This window comes from Clostridium sp. 1001271st1 H5, from assembly GCF_005845215.1.
Classification (GTDB): Bacteria; Bacillota; Clostridia; order Lachnospirales; family Lachnospiraceae; genus Enterocloster.
The window spans coordinates 74,063-90,571 of record NZ_SPHO01000005.1; the positions used below are offsets into that span (position 1 = coordinate 74,063).

General features: G+C 42.6%; 14 protein-coding genes. 11 read left to right on the forward strand and 3 right to left on the reverse strand.

Annotation, left to right across the window (positions count from 1 at the left end; all coding sequences use genetic code 11):
- Positions 1-301 precede the first annotated feature (301 nt).
- Entirely contained in the window at positions 302-1,735 is a 1,434-nt protein-coding gene (locus tag FGS84_RS09035) for a GntR family transcriptional regulator (protein ID WP_138307659.1), read from the reverse strand.
- Positions 1,736-2,548: 813 nt separating this feature from the next.
- Between FGS84_RS09035 and FGS84_RS09045 the strand changes: the two genes are divergently transcribed.
- From FGS84_RS09045 to FGS84_RS09070, 6 genes are all read left to right on the forward strand, one after another.
- Entirely contained in the window at positions 2,549-3,409 is an 861-nt protein-coding gene (locus FGS84_RS09045; RefSeq protein WP_138307661.1) for a hypothetical protein, read from the forward strand.
- Positions 3,410-3,746: 337 nt separating this feature from the next.
- Positions 3,747-4,760, forward strand: coding sequence for a LacI family DNA-binding transcriptional regulator (locus FGS84_RS09050; RefSeq protein WP_138307662.1), 1,014 nt, complete (start codon positions 3,747-3,749; stop codon positions 4,758-4,760).
- A gap of 103 nt (positions 4,761-4,863) precedes the next feature.
- Complete coding sequence (locus tag FGS84_RS09055; protein ID WP_138307664.1) at positions 4,864-6,120, forward strand: ester cyclase; 1,257 nt, start codon at positions 4,864-4,866, stop codon at positions 6,118-6,120.
- Positions 6,121-7,416, forward strand: coding sequence for an MFS transporter (locus tag FGS84_RS09060; protein ID WP_138307666.1), 1,296 nt, complete (start codon positions 6,121-6,123; stop codon positions 7,414-7,416).
- 18 nt (positions 7,417-7,434) lie between these two features.
- On the forward strand, positions 7,435-8,442 hold the full coding sequence (locus tag FGS84_RS09065; RefSeq protein ID WP_138307668.1) for a nuclear transport factor 2 family protein: 1,008 nt from the start codon (positions 7,435-7,437) through the stop codon (positions 8,440-8,442).
- A 57-nt stretch (positions 8,443-8,499) separates the two neighbouring features.
- Complete coding sequence (locus FGS84_RS09070; protein ID WP_243129926.1) at positions 8,500-10,107, forward strand: sodium/solute symporter; 1,608 nt, start codon at positions 8,500-8,502, stop codon at positions 10,105-10,107.
- 64 nt (positions 10,108-10,171) lie between these two features.
- Here the strand turns inward: FGS84_RS09070 and FGS84_RS09075 are convergent, their stop codons facing one another.
- Positions 10,172-10,753, reverse strand: coding sequence for a LysE family transporter (locus FGS84_RS09075; RefSeq protein WP_138307672.1), 582 nt, complete (start codon positions 10,751-10,753; stop codon positions 10,172-10,174).
- A gap of 12 nt (positions 10,754-10,765) precedes the next feature.
- Complete coding sequence (locus tag FGS84_RS09080; RefSeq protein ID WP_138307674.1) at positions 10,766-12,133, reverse strand: sodium-dependent transporter; 1,368 nt, start codon at positions 12,131-12,133, stop codon at positions 10,766-10,768.
- 134 nt (positions 12,134-12,267) lie between these two features.
- On the opposite strand from FGS84_RS09080, the gene FGS84_RS09085 reads away from it, so the two are divergent.
- The 5 genes from FGS84_RS09085 (at position 12,268) to FGS84_RS09100 (ending at position 16,504) form a co-directional block, all read left to right on the forward strand.
- Complete coding sequence (locus tag FGS84_RS09085; RefSeq protein WP_138307676.1) at positions 12,268-12,819, forward strand: XRE family transcriptional regulator; 552 nt, start codon at positions 12,268-12,270, stop codon at positions 12,817-12,819.
- 108 nt (positions 12,820-12,927) lie between these two features.
- A complete protein-coding gene (locus FGS84_RS09090) occupies positions 12,928-13,704 on the forward strand; it encodes a PrpR N-terminal domain-containing protein (protein WP_138307678.1) in 777 nt (258 codons plus the stop codon).
- 70 nt (positions 13,705-13,774) lie between these two features.
- Complete coding sequence (locus tag FGS84_RS09095) at positions 13,775-14,863, forward strand: sigma 54-interacting transcriptional regulator (RefSeq protein ID WP_243129928.1); 1,089 nt, start codon at positions 13,775-13,777, stop codon at positions 14,861-14,863.
- A complete protein-coding gene (locus FGS84_RS30770; RefSeq protein WP_171042576.1) occupies positions 14,830-15,024 on the forward strand; it encodes a hypothetical protein in 195 nt (64 codons plus the stop codon). The genes FGS84_RS09095 and FGS84_RS30770 overlap by 34 nt, the downstream gene beginning before the upstream one ends.
- A 202-nt stretch (positions 15,025-15,226) precedes the next feature.
- Positions 15,227-16,504, forward strand: a complete 1,278-nt coding sequence (locus FGS84_RS09100) for a TRAP transporter large permease (RefSeq protein WP_138307682.1) — start codon at positions 15,227-15,229, stop codon at positions 16,502-16,504.
- The last annotated feature ends 5 nt before the right edge of the window (positions 16,505-16,509 follow it).

A 16,509-nucleotide genomic window follows, 5' to 3' on the forward strand; every position in this document is an offset into this window, starting at 1 on the left:
GAAGCGGGTTTAGATTTAATTAAATATTCTTGACCATATTTACTATCAGCAGAATGATTTCTGTGTTTAGAGTAGGCCTGGACCGCTGATTCTATTCAAGTTACAGTATATAGTCCGTACCGATACTTCAAATTTTTTGTTAATTCGAATAACATGTCTTTTCAGGATACAGTACACTATTTTAGAGAATCTGCTTTTCAAACCATCAACGCTGATGCCATTATAGCACATAAACCTTAACATTTATTGTCAGGGTTTATGTGCTTTTTTAATACACTTAACTATTCAAAGCCGTTATTTTTTACAATTCCCTTATCTTTTGTGCCACTAATAAAGTACTGTAATATCGTTCCTGTTCTTCAAAAAAAGTTCCCCATTGTTCAATCATTCCGTCGATATCATGGCATTCTATACGTTTGATAACCTTAAGCACCATATTAGGATACATCTGCCTATAGTCTTCCGCTCTCCAATGCTGAAGGGAAAAGGGGAAACCAACCGCCAGGCATTTTCCTAGTTTATGGTAACAATGGCTGACTGCGGCCGCTGGGCAATATTTTGTAATGAAAGTCAGAAAGGCGTCAGTTATCATATAATCCATCTCTTTTTCATGTATCTGGTTTAAGGTCTGGCTAAACGCAAGAAATGTGTTTGCACTAATTTCGCGAAATGTGTATCGACAGACTGAACGAATTGTCAAGGCGAGAAATTGGATACTCTCTAAAAAATATTTTAGGGCAATATGGACATTATCATGAGATAAATTCATTTCTCCCTGTCCAAGACAAACTTGCGTTCCTTTTCCATGATAGGATTTCACCACACCAAAATCTGCTAAGAAGACCAGCGTACGCCGTATGGTAATTAAAGATACCCTGTAATATTTTGCCATCTGGGGAAGGGATGGAAGATAACTTCCCACCGGATAGCGTCCGCTCAAAATTTCCTGAATAATCTGCGCCCCTAGCGAATAACGAATTTGAGAACGCTTGTGATAAAATTTCCACTCAAAGGGTATCTGCTCAACCTCATCTTGGGAAGCTTTCGTTTTTATTATCTGCCTTGTCAAAACCAAATAGGTATTCGCATGTTCATAAGCCAGCCCCAATTCCTCACAAAGATATGCTGCAATTTTTTCTTTGGGAAGTATGTCTATTTTCTTAATCATTTCTTCCATGATTTCATTCCTGTTTATTTCTTTCATAATCTCATGTTCACTGTGTAGATAGGGAACACGCGTGTAGCGGTTTACTTCCCAGAAAAAATTAAGAATCAAATCATTTTTTAATGAGGACAGCGCGGCTATATACAACCGTATGGAAAAAGACAATTCATCAGAATTATTATTTTTGATTTCCTGCCAAAATGTATTCCAGGCCTCTTTATCCCATCGGCTGATGCCCGCTTCTAATAAAGGACCAAAAATCAAAAAATTTACTTGTTTAATATCTGATAGCCCTTCTTTCCGGGCTTGTAAATAATCAGAAATATTTTGAATAAGATTATCCTGAGACGCTTTATAGATAACCTTGGCGGCCTTAGGGGCCATATTTTTTATATACCTGTCTTTTTCCAGAAGTGTAAGCGCTGTTCTGACGGTTGGTATGGAAAGTTGAAATAATTCACTGATTTTTGATATGGTGGGAAAGGTATCACCAAATTTGTAATATCCAAAGAGAATTCTGGTAACGTAGTAATCGTAAATAATCTGATATAATTTATTTTTAGGCTCCATTTAGCTACCTCCTAGTTCCATTTTAACATAAATAACATGTACATTCCATTACTTTCACCCTATGCCGGAATTGTACAATAAAGGAATGGATAGAGGGGATTAATGGATTATTAAAAGAAGAAGGTATCTTAATAGGTGACTCAAAGTTTCATTGGGGTATGAGTCTTTGAACACGAAGGGCTTACAAACTTACTATTTACTTTTGATGGTGTGTGCATAGATGTAGGAAGACTTGCTATGTGGCGAATACGGACACGTACGCAGTTTGGCAGTACATGGCTGTCAGATGATGTCGAGAATCAAATTTATATCTGTGCGGCCATCTGCGGACATATATCATGATACACTCTATCAGGCCATTGGGAATCAATTTTGTGATTCTTTTTTTACTTTATAGGAAAGTGCCTGTTTTGATTTTAGAAAATATAAGTCGATTTTATAAATAGCTGTTCGCCACACATCATAAAGCTGGTTCTCTTCCTTTCTGGTGCGCGTTATAACAGTTCATATATCCCCACATTCTACCAGAGAACCAAGACTCTGTTATATTCTGGAATCAAGGTGCAGGCTAAGCCGGGTCAGGCTGGCTACAGGGAAGTTGTATATATGGATATGTATATATGGATACTGATTCCTTGGATAACTATTTAAGTTATGGTTTGATGAACGGAATATTGGATTTTAAAGATAATCCGCCTGAAGCCTGTAAGTATGTGGAGGATGGACTTTCAAAAACTTACTGTATAATCCTATGAAGATATGCTATAATTTCTATATCCGATGTTGAAAATACTACCGAAAGGAAGATAAGTGATGACCGTAAAAAGATGGATAGCTATGATTACATTTTCAATGCTCTTTTCAAGTGTTTTAATACGGGAAGCAGCAGCCGGTACATGGAAACAAGGAATCAATGGGGATTTGTCTGCATGGTGGTATGATAATGGAGATGGAACATTTCCGTTATCCACATGGATGTGGATTGACGGTAATGGGGATGGGATTGCCGAGTGTTATTATTTTGATGATACAGGACGTATGCTGAGCGATACACTTACCCCTGATGGTTATACGGTTGATGAAAACGGCGCATGGAAGCTGGGATTTGTGCGCCGGAAGTATGTGTTGAATTCATATCAGGAAGAGATTTTTAAAGATGCAGCTGAGGGACTTCTAAACCTATATGAAGATCAGTTTAATGTTCCATCTTTTACATATAAGCAGCTTAGGGATTTAATGTATGAAGACAGACAGAGTTTGATGAATTCCCTTCTGGCTGCGGATACAGAGAAGCATCTGAAGAATTCTTATACAACTACAATGTTCGTTCCGTTGCGTATAGAAGATGGAATTGGATATTATGACCGTGAAAAGACGCTTGATAAATATTATGCGGTGTTTAATATAGGCCTGAATCCTGAAAACATACCACAATCAAGTCAGGGAGAATTAAAAGGAATACCCACTGAAAAAGGAAGTAAGTATAGGATTACTGACTGTGAACAGAGTTCTGATGGAACCTTTTTGTATATGAAATTGAATTATGAAAAAATTGACGCTGAGACAAATGCTGTATTGCGGACCGGAACGCTCTATATGAAACTTTACAAGAATAATTCAGAGGATGTTGGCTATTACATTGACGAAATCAGTAATCAGGAGTCATTTGGCTAATTTGAAAAATAGGCAATTTAAGAGAAGTAAAAAGGCTGGGGAATGTCCCTGGCCTTTTTCGTTCCCATGCCAGCAAAATGAGAAGAATAAAAATGGCGGATGCGAAATTAGCGGAAATTGCACCGGGAACATGGTCGTGGGGATTGAGCGCCGTGAAGCGGAAATCAGTGAATGAGTACAGAGGTAATATGAATATAAGTGAAATCCTTTTGTGCAAAAGAACCAATTCATATTGTGATAATTCAATAAAATTATATAATATGGAAATTGAGTCTTGACTTTTCAAACGTTTTAAATTACACTTTACTTAAGAAAAACAAGAAGGAAAAAAGCAAACATGACAATAAAAGATATCGCCAAAAATTTAAATGTGAGCTATTCCACTGTCTCTCTATCCCTAAATAACGACCCGAGGGTTGCAGAAAAAACAAAAAAACGTGTCATAGAGGAGGCGGAGCGTCTTGGGTTTACATTCAATTCCAATGCACGCAGTCTGGTGACGAAAAAGACAAACCGTATTGGCATTGTTTTTTCAGATAATTTCAATGCACCAGATTACAGATGGTTTTTTAATGAGATTGAAACATATTCTACCAGAGCAGTTGAAAATTGCGGATATGATTTTTTTATACAGCCCAATAAAAATATCCATTCACAGAGCAACATCCTGAGAATGGTCAACGGAAAAATGGTGGATGGTCTGGTTATTTTTTCAAAGACCCTCACAGAGGCTGAATACAGATTTCTTTGTAATGCTGATATTCCTTATGTATATGTTTATTTTAAACCGCCCTACTCTGCAGATATACCGGATAACTTTTTTTGGGATGATAACAGGAAGGGAGGATACTGGGCTACGAAGCACCTTTTGGAACATGGACACAGGAAAATTTTGACGATTCGTTCCAGTGACCCGGAACTGAAGATGTATGATGACCGCACGGCCGGATACATGGACGCCATGGAGGAATACAGTGCAGAGCCGGCTATATTGACAGCCCGGATGGACTTTGAATCCCAGAGGGAGTTTGTAAGTCAGAATATTGAGTATTTACGTGAATTTACCGGAATTTTTTCCCAGCAGGACCTTCCTGCGTTATCCATTGTCCAGCAGTTGAAAAAATACTACGGGATGGATGTCCCGGGGGACATATCAATCGTAGGTTATAACGATATCGAATTGATTTCCTATCTGGATATTCCTCTGGACACCATCGCAGACCCCAGGGAGGAGGTTATAACCAATGCGGTCAACTCCCTTATCTGCCGCATTGAAAATAAGGAGGATTTAAATCCGCGTAAAATCTATCCCCGTTTAATGATACGGGGGTCTGTACAGGATTTGATATAGCCCGGCCCTGTGAAATGGGTGGTCTTTATCGTTTCATACTTAGCCTTGTAAAAGGCTTTGTTTTTGATAATAATTTCAAACGTTTGAAAAGGAGAAGGACGTTATGGCAGTGCAAGAAAAAGAATCTGCTGCGAAAGAAAAAACTGGTGTTGAGGACCAGGTGATTCTGAAAATGGCAGATACAAAAAAGGAAGAGGAGAAAGGAACGCAGATGATGGAAAGACAGCAAATCAATGACAAGATTTATTATGGTGAGACGGAGGAGGTGAATCCGGTCAGACATGCGGATTACAATGATTACCTGAAGCTGGCCGAATCTAAGCAGCAGCTGCCTGGTTTTGATGGGGAGTACCGCGATATTGTGGATTATGTGCTTAAGATAACCCATCGGATATGGGAGGAGAAGGGAATCGGGGTCATTTACGATACGTACCATAACGATGTGACCATGCACTGTGCTTCCACGAATCTGGTGGGAATTAAGGATGTGGTTGCCAACACATTGATGACATTGCATTCATTTCCGGACCGCCGTCTGATTGGTGAGCAGGTTATCTGGTCAAAGCATGATACAAAGGGATATCTTTCCTCCCACAGGGTCCTGTCCACGGCTACGAATCTCGGTGACAGTGACTTTGGCAGGGCAACAGGAAAGAAGGTGAATTTCCGTACGGTCATTGACTGTGCCATTGAGAATAACCGCATTTACGAAGAGTGGCTGGTGAGAGATAACCTGTGGCTGGTGAAACAGCTGGGATTCGATGTCCATGAGGTTGCAAAGAATATGGCCAGAGGGGCAAAGGGAAAAACCCCAGCCCTACAGTCCAGATACGGCCTGGGAGAATCCATGGAGGGACAATTCTTTCCTGAGAAATACAGAGCCAAGGATGACAGTGTCGGGGAAATGATGCTGGAGATGCACAGCCACGTATTTAACTACAAAATGATTAATGAAATCAGGACATACTATGCAAAGGATGCTGTAACCCATTATATATGCGGGAAGGACCTGGTTGGCTATGAGGAAATTCAGGGCATGGTCATCAGCCTCTTAGCTTCCTTCCCCAATGCACACCATAGCGTGGACCGTATTACCTGCAATAGACGGGCAGGTGAGGATGAATGGGATGTGGCTGTCAGGTGGAGGCTGCGTGGACTGCATGAAGGCCGCGGCATGTTTGGCGCGCCATCCATGAAGCCGGTGGAAATGTTGGGAATTAACCATTACCGGATTGCAGGAAACCGAATTCAGGAAGAGTGGGTTACATTCGATGGCTTAGATGTATTGAAGCAGATTTACCTGGAGACAGATGATGCTTATATAAAAACAGATGATAGCATGATAGAGGGGGAGAGATAAATGTCTGCAATAGCACAAGAAGCATTTGGAGCAGAAAATGATATCATTTTAGGGAAAAATATATCGGCTGCACGCAGAAGCCTTGCATTCCTGTCCATCGTCATTGTATACTTTTTTTATTGCTACAATTTCATGGTGGGAACCTTTGTTAAGCCTACCATGATAGCGGAAGCAGCCGCTGGAGGGTTTGGATTTACACTGCAGCAGTCAGAAACAATTTTTGCGGTTATGTCCTTTGGAACGATTCCGGGGACCATTGTATTCGGAATCCTAAATGCTAAGATAGGGAAAAAGTACACATTAATTGTGGTGGCATCTCTGATTGCATTGACCACGTTCCTTCCCATGATGGCACCTGGCAGCTATACGGTGTGGCTGGTGGCCAGGCTGGTTACAGGCGGTACCCTGGGAGGCGTGTTTGGATGTGCAATGCCTTTAGTGACGGAACTGTTTCCGCAGAAATACCGCGGTAAATTAGCCGCAGTTCTGACCAGTCTTTTTTCCTTAGCCATGATATTCGGGGGCCAGCTGTACTCTCTTATGGGAGATTCCAACTGGCAGGTGCTGATGTATACTGCAATTATACCGCCGGCTGTGGGTGCGGTGATGATATTTCTATTTGTGCCAAACGATTATCAGAATACGAAGCAATTAAATGAGACATCAAAGAAACAGAATGAGAAAATCAGCTATCTAAATATGTACAAAGGCAAGTTCCTGTGGATTGGATTGGGCGTCATCCTTCTTTCCGGTGCAAACTTTACAGCCTATTCGGCCTTTTCCAATAATGCCACTACATATCTGCGTAACTCCTTGGGACTGAGTGCAGCAGTTGCCGGAGGCATATACAGCCTTCAGGGAATCGGACAATTAATCGGTTATAACATATGGGGATTTATTTCTGACAAATTCGGACGTAAAAAACCTCTGATTGGAATGGCGCTCAGTGCTGTGTTCGTGTTCCTCTTCATGCGATTAGGAGCCGGGAACATTGTCCAGCTTAAAATAGTATCCGTATTTCTCGGGTTTGCAGTTGGCTTTTCCGGTGCCTGGGGTGCCTATTATACAGAATTGTTCCCGCAAAAGTTCAGCGCCCTGTCTTCAGGGATTTCATTTAATGGAGGAAGAATCATATCCACATTCGCCATTCCGGCCATTGCAGGTCTTGGTTCCACAGCAATGGGGATGCAGGGGATTTTCATGGTCTCCATGGCAGTATTTGTGGCAGGCGCGGCTATATGGATGTTCCTGCCGGAAACATATCAGAAAAAAGAAACAACAGCAGATAAGGAATAATACACAGGAGGTTATAAGATGGGAAAGTATCAGAAAACAAAAGGAGTAGTACTGTCATATTTTGATGCATTGGAAAAGGCCGGCCCGGAACAGGTGCCGCAGGTTCTCCGGGAATTTATGACGGAGGATTACAATTGGAAAGGGGTATATCCATTCCGTGAACAGAATGGCAGGGAAACGGTGGCGGAAGTATTCTGGATACCTTTAAAAAAAGCGCTTCGCCATATGCAGAGGAGGCAGGACATCTTCATCGCAGGTACAAATGAAATCAGCGGCGAGGAATGGGCTATGAGCATGGGGCATCTGATGGGATTGTTTGATGAGGATTTTCTGGGGATTCGCCATACCAGAAAGATGGCAAGTCTCCGTTATGCGGAATTCAGCTGTGTTAAGGATGGTAAAATCTGCAAGAGCGGTATGTTCGTAGATTTAATCGGTCTGATGATTCAGGCAGGTGAAAATCCGCTTCCGCCATCAACAGGAAATTATTTTATCTATCCTGGTCCCAGGTACCATGATGGAATCCTGTTAGAGGACGCGCCGGAAGAGGAAGGGATAAAGACCCTTGCTCTGGTGAATAAGATGGTAGATGACCTGGATGAGCTGAATAAGAGCGGGGCAATGGGATGCCCGCCGGAAGTCCTGGAAAAGGCATGGGCATCGGACATGATTTGGTACGGCCCAGGGGGAATCGGAGCTTCTTATACCATTCCGCGCTACCAGGAACAGCATCAGCTCCCATTCCGCAATAATTTGAAGGATAAAACCTTTAACGGACATGTCTGCCGGTTTGCAGAAGGAAACTTTGCCTGTTTCTTTGGCTGGCCGAATCTGACCAATACACCAATTGGGGGATTCTTGGGATTACCCGGAGGCGGCCGTGGAGATATGCAGGTGGTGGATGTTTACTGCCGCAGGGGTGACAAGCTATCTGAAAACTGGGTTTTAATTGACCTTCCTTATTGGCTGAAACAGCAGGGGCTGGATATCTTTGAGAGGACACGCCAGATTCTGAACCATGACTGATTAAAATTACCCGGGCCATCAGGCCGGACCATATAAAATTACAACAGAAAGGCAGGCATGACAATGACATTTACAATCATAGATGCTGCAATCATTCTCATTTATCTTTTAGGGATGCTTGTGTTAGGATTTATCATGGGAAAGAGCAACAAGACCCAGGAAGATTATTTTGTTGCAAAGCGTTCATTGCCATGGCTGCCGATTGGTCTGTCCATAGCAGCCACCATGATTAGCTGCAACAGTTTTGTGGGAGGACCAGGATGGGGGTATAACAGCGGCCTGCTGCCATTCATGCAGAATATCACAGTACCATTGGCATTGTTCATCAGCACAACTGTTTTTGTCCCTATGCTATATGATTTAAAGCTGACATCTGTATACGAGTATATTGAACTCCGCCTGGGCCCTAAAACCCGCATGGTAGCAGTACTGGGTTTCATTCTGAATTCTCTGATTCAGGTCAGCTCCATGGTATTTGTTCCTTCCCTGGTCCTGCAAAGGTTTATGGGTGTCAGTATCAATACCATAATACCGGTCATCGTGGTGATTGCGGTGGTTTATACGATGGCTGGCGGAATCAAGGCGGTCATTTGGACAGATGCCATTCAGCTGGTGGTAATATGGGGAGGCCTGATAGGCGGGATGATTTTTCTGTTCGCAAAGAGCGATATTGGATTCCTGGATACCGTCCGTATGGCTGGAGCTGCCGGGAAGCTGAAGGCATTGGACACCAGCTGGCAGTTTTCCCTGACTAACGAGAACGGTTTCTGGGCAGCATTGGTGGGGGGACTGTTTATGTGGTCGCGTTATTTTTCCTTTGACCAGGCCCAGGTACAAAGGATGTTTACCGCAAAATCCATTCGGGAATTAAAGCGCTCATTTGTTGTAAGCGGTATTATGATGAATGTCCTCTATTTCCTTTTTATCTTTCTGGGGACATTACTATTCATCCAGTTTGGAGGAACTGCTTTTGAAAATGCCAATGATGTGATGATTCGTTTCATCGGCGGACTGCCGGTGGGACTGGTGGGCCTGCTTCTGGCAAGCCTGTTCGCAGCAGCCATGTCCAGTGTGGATTCCCTGCTGAATTCCATGTCCACGGTATTTACTAAGGATATTTATGAGAGATACATAAAAAAGGGAAAAGAGGCATCCCTGAAGACCTCCATGCTGGTATCAGCCCTTTGGGGTATTTTGATATATATTATTACCATGCTGGCCTTTTCAGGCACTTCAAAATCCATTCTGGCGGTTATCGGCAGTTATATATCCTATATAAGCGGTCCGACCTGCGGTATTTTTCTTTTGGCCATGCTTACAAAAAAAGCCAATGATAAAGGAACGGTATGGGGGGCTGTAATTGGTTTTATCATGACGCTGCTGTTTGGAAGATTAGCTGGGTTTACCTGGATGTGGAATTCTGCATTTGGCACCGTAATAACCTTTTTGTCAGGGTATGTATTCAGTTGTCTGCTGGGAGAACCAGTGACAGGGCAAACGGAGCGCTATACGGTCCAGGGACACAGGGCCTTTTTGAGGGGAGAGGGGCGTACCGAAGAGAATGGCATCAGCCTTTTGCCGTTTACGGTTGATAGGTATAGCATGATTTTGTTTGTGTTCTTTTTATTGCAGCTGGCGGGTGTACTGTTATTAGAGCGGCTTTGATTTTCCAAAGCCGCTGTGTTCATAAAAGGAATGAATATACCGGGTTTCTATTTCAAATCAGTGCTTAAAGGAATAAGGAAACAGCACAATAAATAAGCAGAAGAGCCATGATTGCATTTACCAGTTTGGTATGTTTGGAGAAAAACTTACAAAATGCTGCTCCGAATAACGCCCATGCGAAAGAGCCGGAAGCACCAATTAGAGATAGTATGGCAGTAAACCCTATCAATGGAGCAGCAGAATGATAAACAGGTAAAATATAAAGGGACATAGCCGTAATTGCATAGATATAAATTTTAGGATTGGCAAATTGCAATACCATACCTGAAAGGAAGCTGGCTTCTTTCCCGCCGTCAGCACTTAATTCATTAGAGCTTTTCCAGACTTTCCATGCAAGATGCAACATATAGGCAGCACCCAATATCTGCATGACAATTTTTACTTTCGGAAGAAACGAATAAAGCGTTGCACTAAAGGCGGTACAAATAGACATAACCACTGTAAATCCCGCCAGTATGCCGAGATTAAATCGGACGCTCCGGCGGAATCCCAAGCGTATTGCATTGCTCATGGACAGAAGATTATTAGCGCCCGGCGTATAAGCCGTAATAAAACAATAAATCAGGAAATCATATAAACGGAACATATTAACCTCTTTCTATTTCAACAGTGATAAATAGCCACTTATGAAAATTATAAGTACGATAATTGGCAGTATATAGCTGATGTACTTTCTTGCACAGCCGGGATACGGCAAGCCTTTTCCAATGGACGTTTCTTTGTAAAAATCAGCCCAGCCCCACCCATAACCGCGGGTACAAAACAAAAGGAAAACAAGACTGCCCAATGGAAGCAGATTATTACTTAAAATAAAATCTTCTAAGTCAAGGACACTTGTGCCAGTTCCCAACGGTTCAAACTCTTTCCAGATGTTAAATCCAAACACGCAAGGTAATGACAGCAACAGCAGCAGTAAAAGATTTACAGAAACTGATTTTTTTCTGCTGCAGCCTGTTAAATCCATTCCATAGGTGACTATATTTTCAATTACCGCAATAACGGTGGAAATAGCGGCAAACACCATGAACAGGAAAAATAGACTTCCCCAAAGGCGTCCTCCATTCATTGTATTAAAAATATTCGGCAATGTAATAAACAGAAGATTGGGCCCGCTGTCCGGTTTTACACCAAAGCTGAAGCAGGCTGGAAAGATAATCAGTCCTGCAAGAAGTGCAACCACAGTGTCAAGAACACCCATATACAGCGCGTCACTGGTTAAAGAATGACTTTTATCAATTCGGCTTCCGAATACGGATAACGTACCAATTCCGATACTCAATGTGAAAAACGCCTGCCCCATTGCTGCAAAAATACATTCAGGCAATCCGATTTTCTGCATGGTTCCAAAGTCCGGATAGAGGTAGTAGCGCAATCCTATTTCCGCATGGGGAAGCATGACAGACCTGACAGCTAAAACAATTAATAGGCAAAATAATAGTGACATCATGATTTTTGTAACGCGCTCCACGCCCTTTTGCAAGCCGATTGCACAAATGCCAAAGGAAACAACAATCACAACAAAGGAGCATGCAATCATGGCAATGGGGTTTCCAAGCAAATCAGAAAATAGATAGGAAATATCGTTTGAAGTAAGTCCCTCAAATCTGCCCTTTACCATTTCTAAAAAGTAGTAAAGCAGCCAGCCGCTGATTACCGTATAAAACATCATCAGCAGATAGTTTCCAATGATGGTTGCATATTTAAACCAATGCCATTTTGTTCCTTCCGGCTCCAAAATATTAAATGACAATGCGGTGCTTCGTTGACTTGCCCGCCCCACCGCAAATTCCATTACTACAATCGGCAGGCCCAATATTACTAAAAAAATCAAGTAAAAAATGACAAAGGACGCGCCGCCATACTTTCCGATTATATAGGGAAATCTCCAAATGTTTCCCAAACCGATGGAACAGGCTGCGGTAATTAAAATAAATCCCAGCCGTGATGAAAAATGTTCTCGTTTCATAGTTTCAATCTGCCTTTCTTCTTTACAAATCCAAGTTAAAATTGTATAATGGTACAAAAAGATTATTATATCGCACTAGTACGATATAATAATACATCTAGTACATTATAATGTCAAGAGAGGGAGTGATTTTTTTGGATTCAATGAATATGATAGTCGCTAAAAATATTAAACGGCTGCGTGAAGAAAAAAAATTGAGCATGGACGAGCTTGTAAGGTTGAGTGGCGTCAGCAAGAGTATGCTTGCACAAATTGAACGGGGTGACGGGAATCCGACGATTTCCACATTGTGGAAAATTTCAAATGGAATGAAGGTGCCGTTTGACGCTTTGACTGTTCGCCCAAAAAGTCCGTATGAGATTGTAAGAACATCAGAAATTCAACCCCTGCTTGAAGATGGCGGAAAAGTAAAAAATTTTTCTCTTTTCCCGGATAACGAAAACCGTAGATTTGCAGTCTATTATCTGGAATTAGACGAAGGGAGTTATTGGGAATCCGAACCCCATTTAAAGGGAACCACTGAGTTTATTACAATCTTTACGGGTAAAATTGAAATTCAGGCGGGCAGTCAAAGTTTTATAGTTGAAAAGGGCGAAAGTATACGATTTGGGGCCGATACCGTACATTCATACAAAAATGCCGGCAGCGGAACTGTAATCTTGCACATGATTCTTTTTAACCCCTGATGGGGCGTTTTGTAAAACATAACAGCCACAGGCCCCGTAAGTTGCAGGACCTGTGTAATTTATGGCATAATGTACGCAGTCAAAATATACAAAGGAGGGTACAGCAGGTTGGATATATTATTTGTAGTCCCATATCCGGAGTTGGAACCGGTAGTGCAGGAAGTATATGAGGAATATCCTGAAAAGGACAAGGTCACGGTAGAGTTTAAAGTGATGACGGTTGACAGGGTCCGTGAGTACAAAATGGAGCGGGAATATGATGTTCTTGTGGGGCGTAATTTTACACTTGAGGAGCTAAAACGCCAGTATCCCACAAAGCCCGTTATTAATATCCCAATAACAGGTTACGATATAGTTCAGGCTCTCTATGAAGCAAAGAGGATATATCACTGCAGAAAGGTGGGAATAGTGGGACGGTTCTTTCATATGTATCAATATGAACATATGGAGGGGATTGCCGGAGTGGAAACTTCGTATCATCCGGTTGGCCAGGAGCATGATTTGGAATACTGTGTTGCCGAAGCAATGAAGCAGGGATGTGACTGCATTATAGGGGGATATTCCACCTATCTGTATCTGAAAGACAGTCCGATTCCGGTAGTGACGATAAAGGTCAGCCGGGAAACGATTTACAATGTGCTGGATGAAGTGGTTCACATTGCGGAAGAGGTGAAAAGGGAAAGGGAGCGGTCTGAACTTTTCAGAATCATTACCCAGATTTCAAATGCAGGTATTTTTTATGTTAATACGAAAGGCCGGATTGAAATAGCAAACAGCGAGGCAAGAAGGTTGTTTCCAACCGTACAGGTATCAAATGGGGGGGGGGGTGGCTTATCTGAGGCAGACTGCTCCATTCATGCAGGAGGATGCAGAGCGTTGTTTTGAGTCTGGCGAACGTATTTCGGACAAAGTGTACCTAAGGGAGGGGACCTCGCTTTCGACCGATTTCATTCCTGTGAAAATAGGAGATTCCATGCCGGGACTGGTGATAAGTTTTATGAACGCAACCAGGATACAGCAAATGGAGAATCATATACGCCGCCAGATGAGTGATAAGGGGCTGGCTGCGCGGTATACATTTCAGGATATTATTCATAAAAGTGATATTATGGACAAGACCATTGAAAATGGCAGGAGATATGCGGGAGTAGCCTCCAATGTCCTGCTGGTAGGAGAGACTGGTACCGGAAAGGAACTGTTTGCCCAGAGCATACATAATGCAAGCAAGAGAGCAGGGAACGCTTTTGTGGCAGTAAATTGTGCGGCTCTGACGGAAAGCCTGCTGGAGAGCGAATTATTCGGCTATGTGGAGGGGGCCTTTACCGGCTCAAAAAAGGGCGGAAAAATGGGATTGTTTGAGATGGCCCACAAAGGCACTCTCTTTTTGGATGAAATATCAGAGATTCCTTTGACATTTCAGAGCAAACTGCTTCGTGTGCTGCAGGAGCGGGAAGTGCGCCGTGTGGGAGGTAATTCAGTTATATCCGTGGATGTACGAATTATTGCGGCTACTAATAAAAGTTTGCAAAGACAGGTGAGCGAGGGAAAGTTCCGGCAGGATCTTCTTTATCGCCTGAATGTGCTTAGGCTATACATTCCGCCGCTGCGGAAACGGAGCGAGGACATTCCGCTTCTCTTCCATTACTATCTTCAATATTATAGCAATCAATTTGGCTATGAGCTGCCAATCCTGTCTGAAGGGGCAGAGGAGCTTTTGAAACAGTATGCCTTTACAGGCAATATAAGGGAGCTTAGAAATATAGCTGAACGGTTAAGCGTGGTGCATAGTGGATTTATGATAACAGGGGAAGAAATGGAGGAAGCACTGGGACAGGATGATATTGAAATAACAGAAATCCCGGAACGGGCAGCGGGCGCCAGCCTTTCCTATATGATGTATGCGGAGGGGAAAAGAGAGCAGGAGAAACGATACATACAGCGTCTTCTGGGTGAACACGGATATAATAGGAGTGAGACAGCAAGGGCCATGGGAGTTGACCGTTCAACCTTATGGCGAAAAATGAAAAAGTATGGGTTGCAGTGATGATGCGTTGTAAAAAACAACATAAGCAACAAAATAGTACTACATTTGAAGAAAAATTAACAAATCAAAAAAAGATGCTCATTTTATTGAAATGGGCATCTTTTTTGAGTTGCGCCTGGCGGTGCATGTCGTTAATGGCTGTTGGGACGCAACTGAAATAAAGAAGAAACATTTTAAAACACATATATAACAAAATAATACAAAATGAAAAGAATATTTGCCTCAAACAGGAAGCGTCATATGTTTTTGTTAAAACCAAAAATATAAATTATTAAATAAGCCTGGAAATAGTATATAGATTGGCGTGTTTTTTGCTTCAAAATATATAAGAAAGATATAAATATAAGACAGGAGGAGAGATTCTTGAATATTGCAGTTTTGATGGGAGTATTTTTTTTATTACTGTTTCTGGGAGTTCCGATTGCATATTCGCTGTGTCTGTCTGCGGTGCTTTATATGGCACTTTTTATGGACGTACCTATGATAATCATAGGGCAGCAGATGCTCAAAGGGGTGGATTCATTTACACTGATGGCCATACCGTTTTTTGTAATTGCAGGCGGGCTCATGGAATCCGGCGGTATTTCAAAACGGATTGTAAATTTTGCCAGAACAATAGTCGGCCATTTGCCTGGAGGGCTGGCTATTGTTACGGTTGTGGCCAGTATGATTTTTGCCGCCATGACAGGTGCGGGAGCAGCAACCACCGCGGCTGTAGGCGGAATCATGATTCCGTCCATGCAGGAGGAAGGGTATGACGGCGGCTATGCCAGTGCAGTCCAGGCCGTGGGAGGAATATTCGGCCCTCTCATTCCGCCAAGTATACTTATGGTTTTATACGGAGTTGCTTCCGGGGAGTCAGTAGGGGATATGCTGCTGGCGGGACTTGTGCTGGGACTCTTTCTTGGAGTAATTGTCATAGCGGTAGTGGTGTGGCAATGCATCAAAAAAGGTTACAAGGGAGTAGGGCATTTTAGTTTGAAGCGTGCAGCAAAATCTTTTTTGGATGCCACCTGGGCCATACTTGCGCCAATCATTATTTTAGGGGGGATATACTCCGGATTGTTTACCCCCACGGAAGCTTCTGCCGTTGCCTGCTTTTACTGTCTGATTATCGGGCTGTTTGTTTACAGGGAGCTTGATTATAAAACGTTAGGTTCGGTGGTATTCAAATCAGTCAGGACAGCAGCCGGTATTATGCTGATTGTAGCAGCTACCCAGGCATTTGGATGGGTTCTGACAAGAGCAGGAATTCCCCAGATGGTAGCGGAAGGGTTTACCTCTGTAATATCAAGTCCGACCATGTTTATGTTTGCTGTTGTTTTAATTCTGATTGTGGCAGGCTGTTTCATAGATGCGGTACCGGCATTGCTGATTTTTGCACCTATATTGATTCCTACAGCAACCCAGTACGGAATTTCTTTGATTCATTTCGGGGTGGTTATGGTGGTTACTTTATGTATTGGACTGGTGACGCCTCCTGTGGGGATTAACCTGTTTGTTGCGTCCTCGGTAGGCGGACAGCCCATTCACAAAATCATACCACATTTACCGGTACTCATTGCCTCGATTATCGTGGGGAGCATAGCCATTGTATTGATACCTGGCATTTCAACATCACTGCCGGCGTTAATGAAATAAAATAT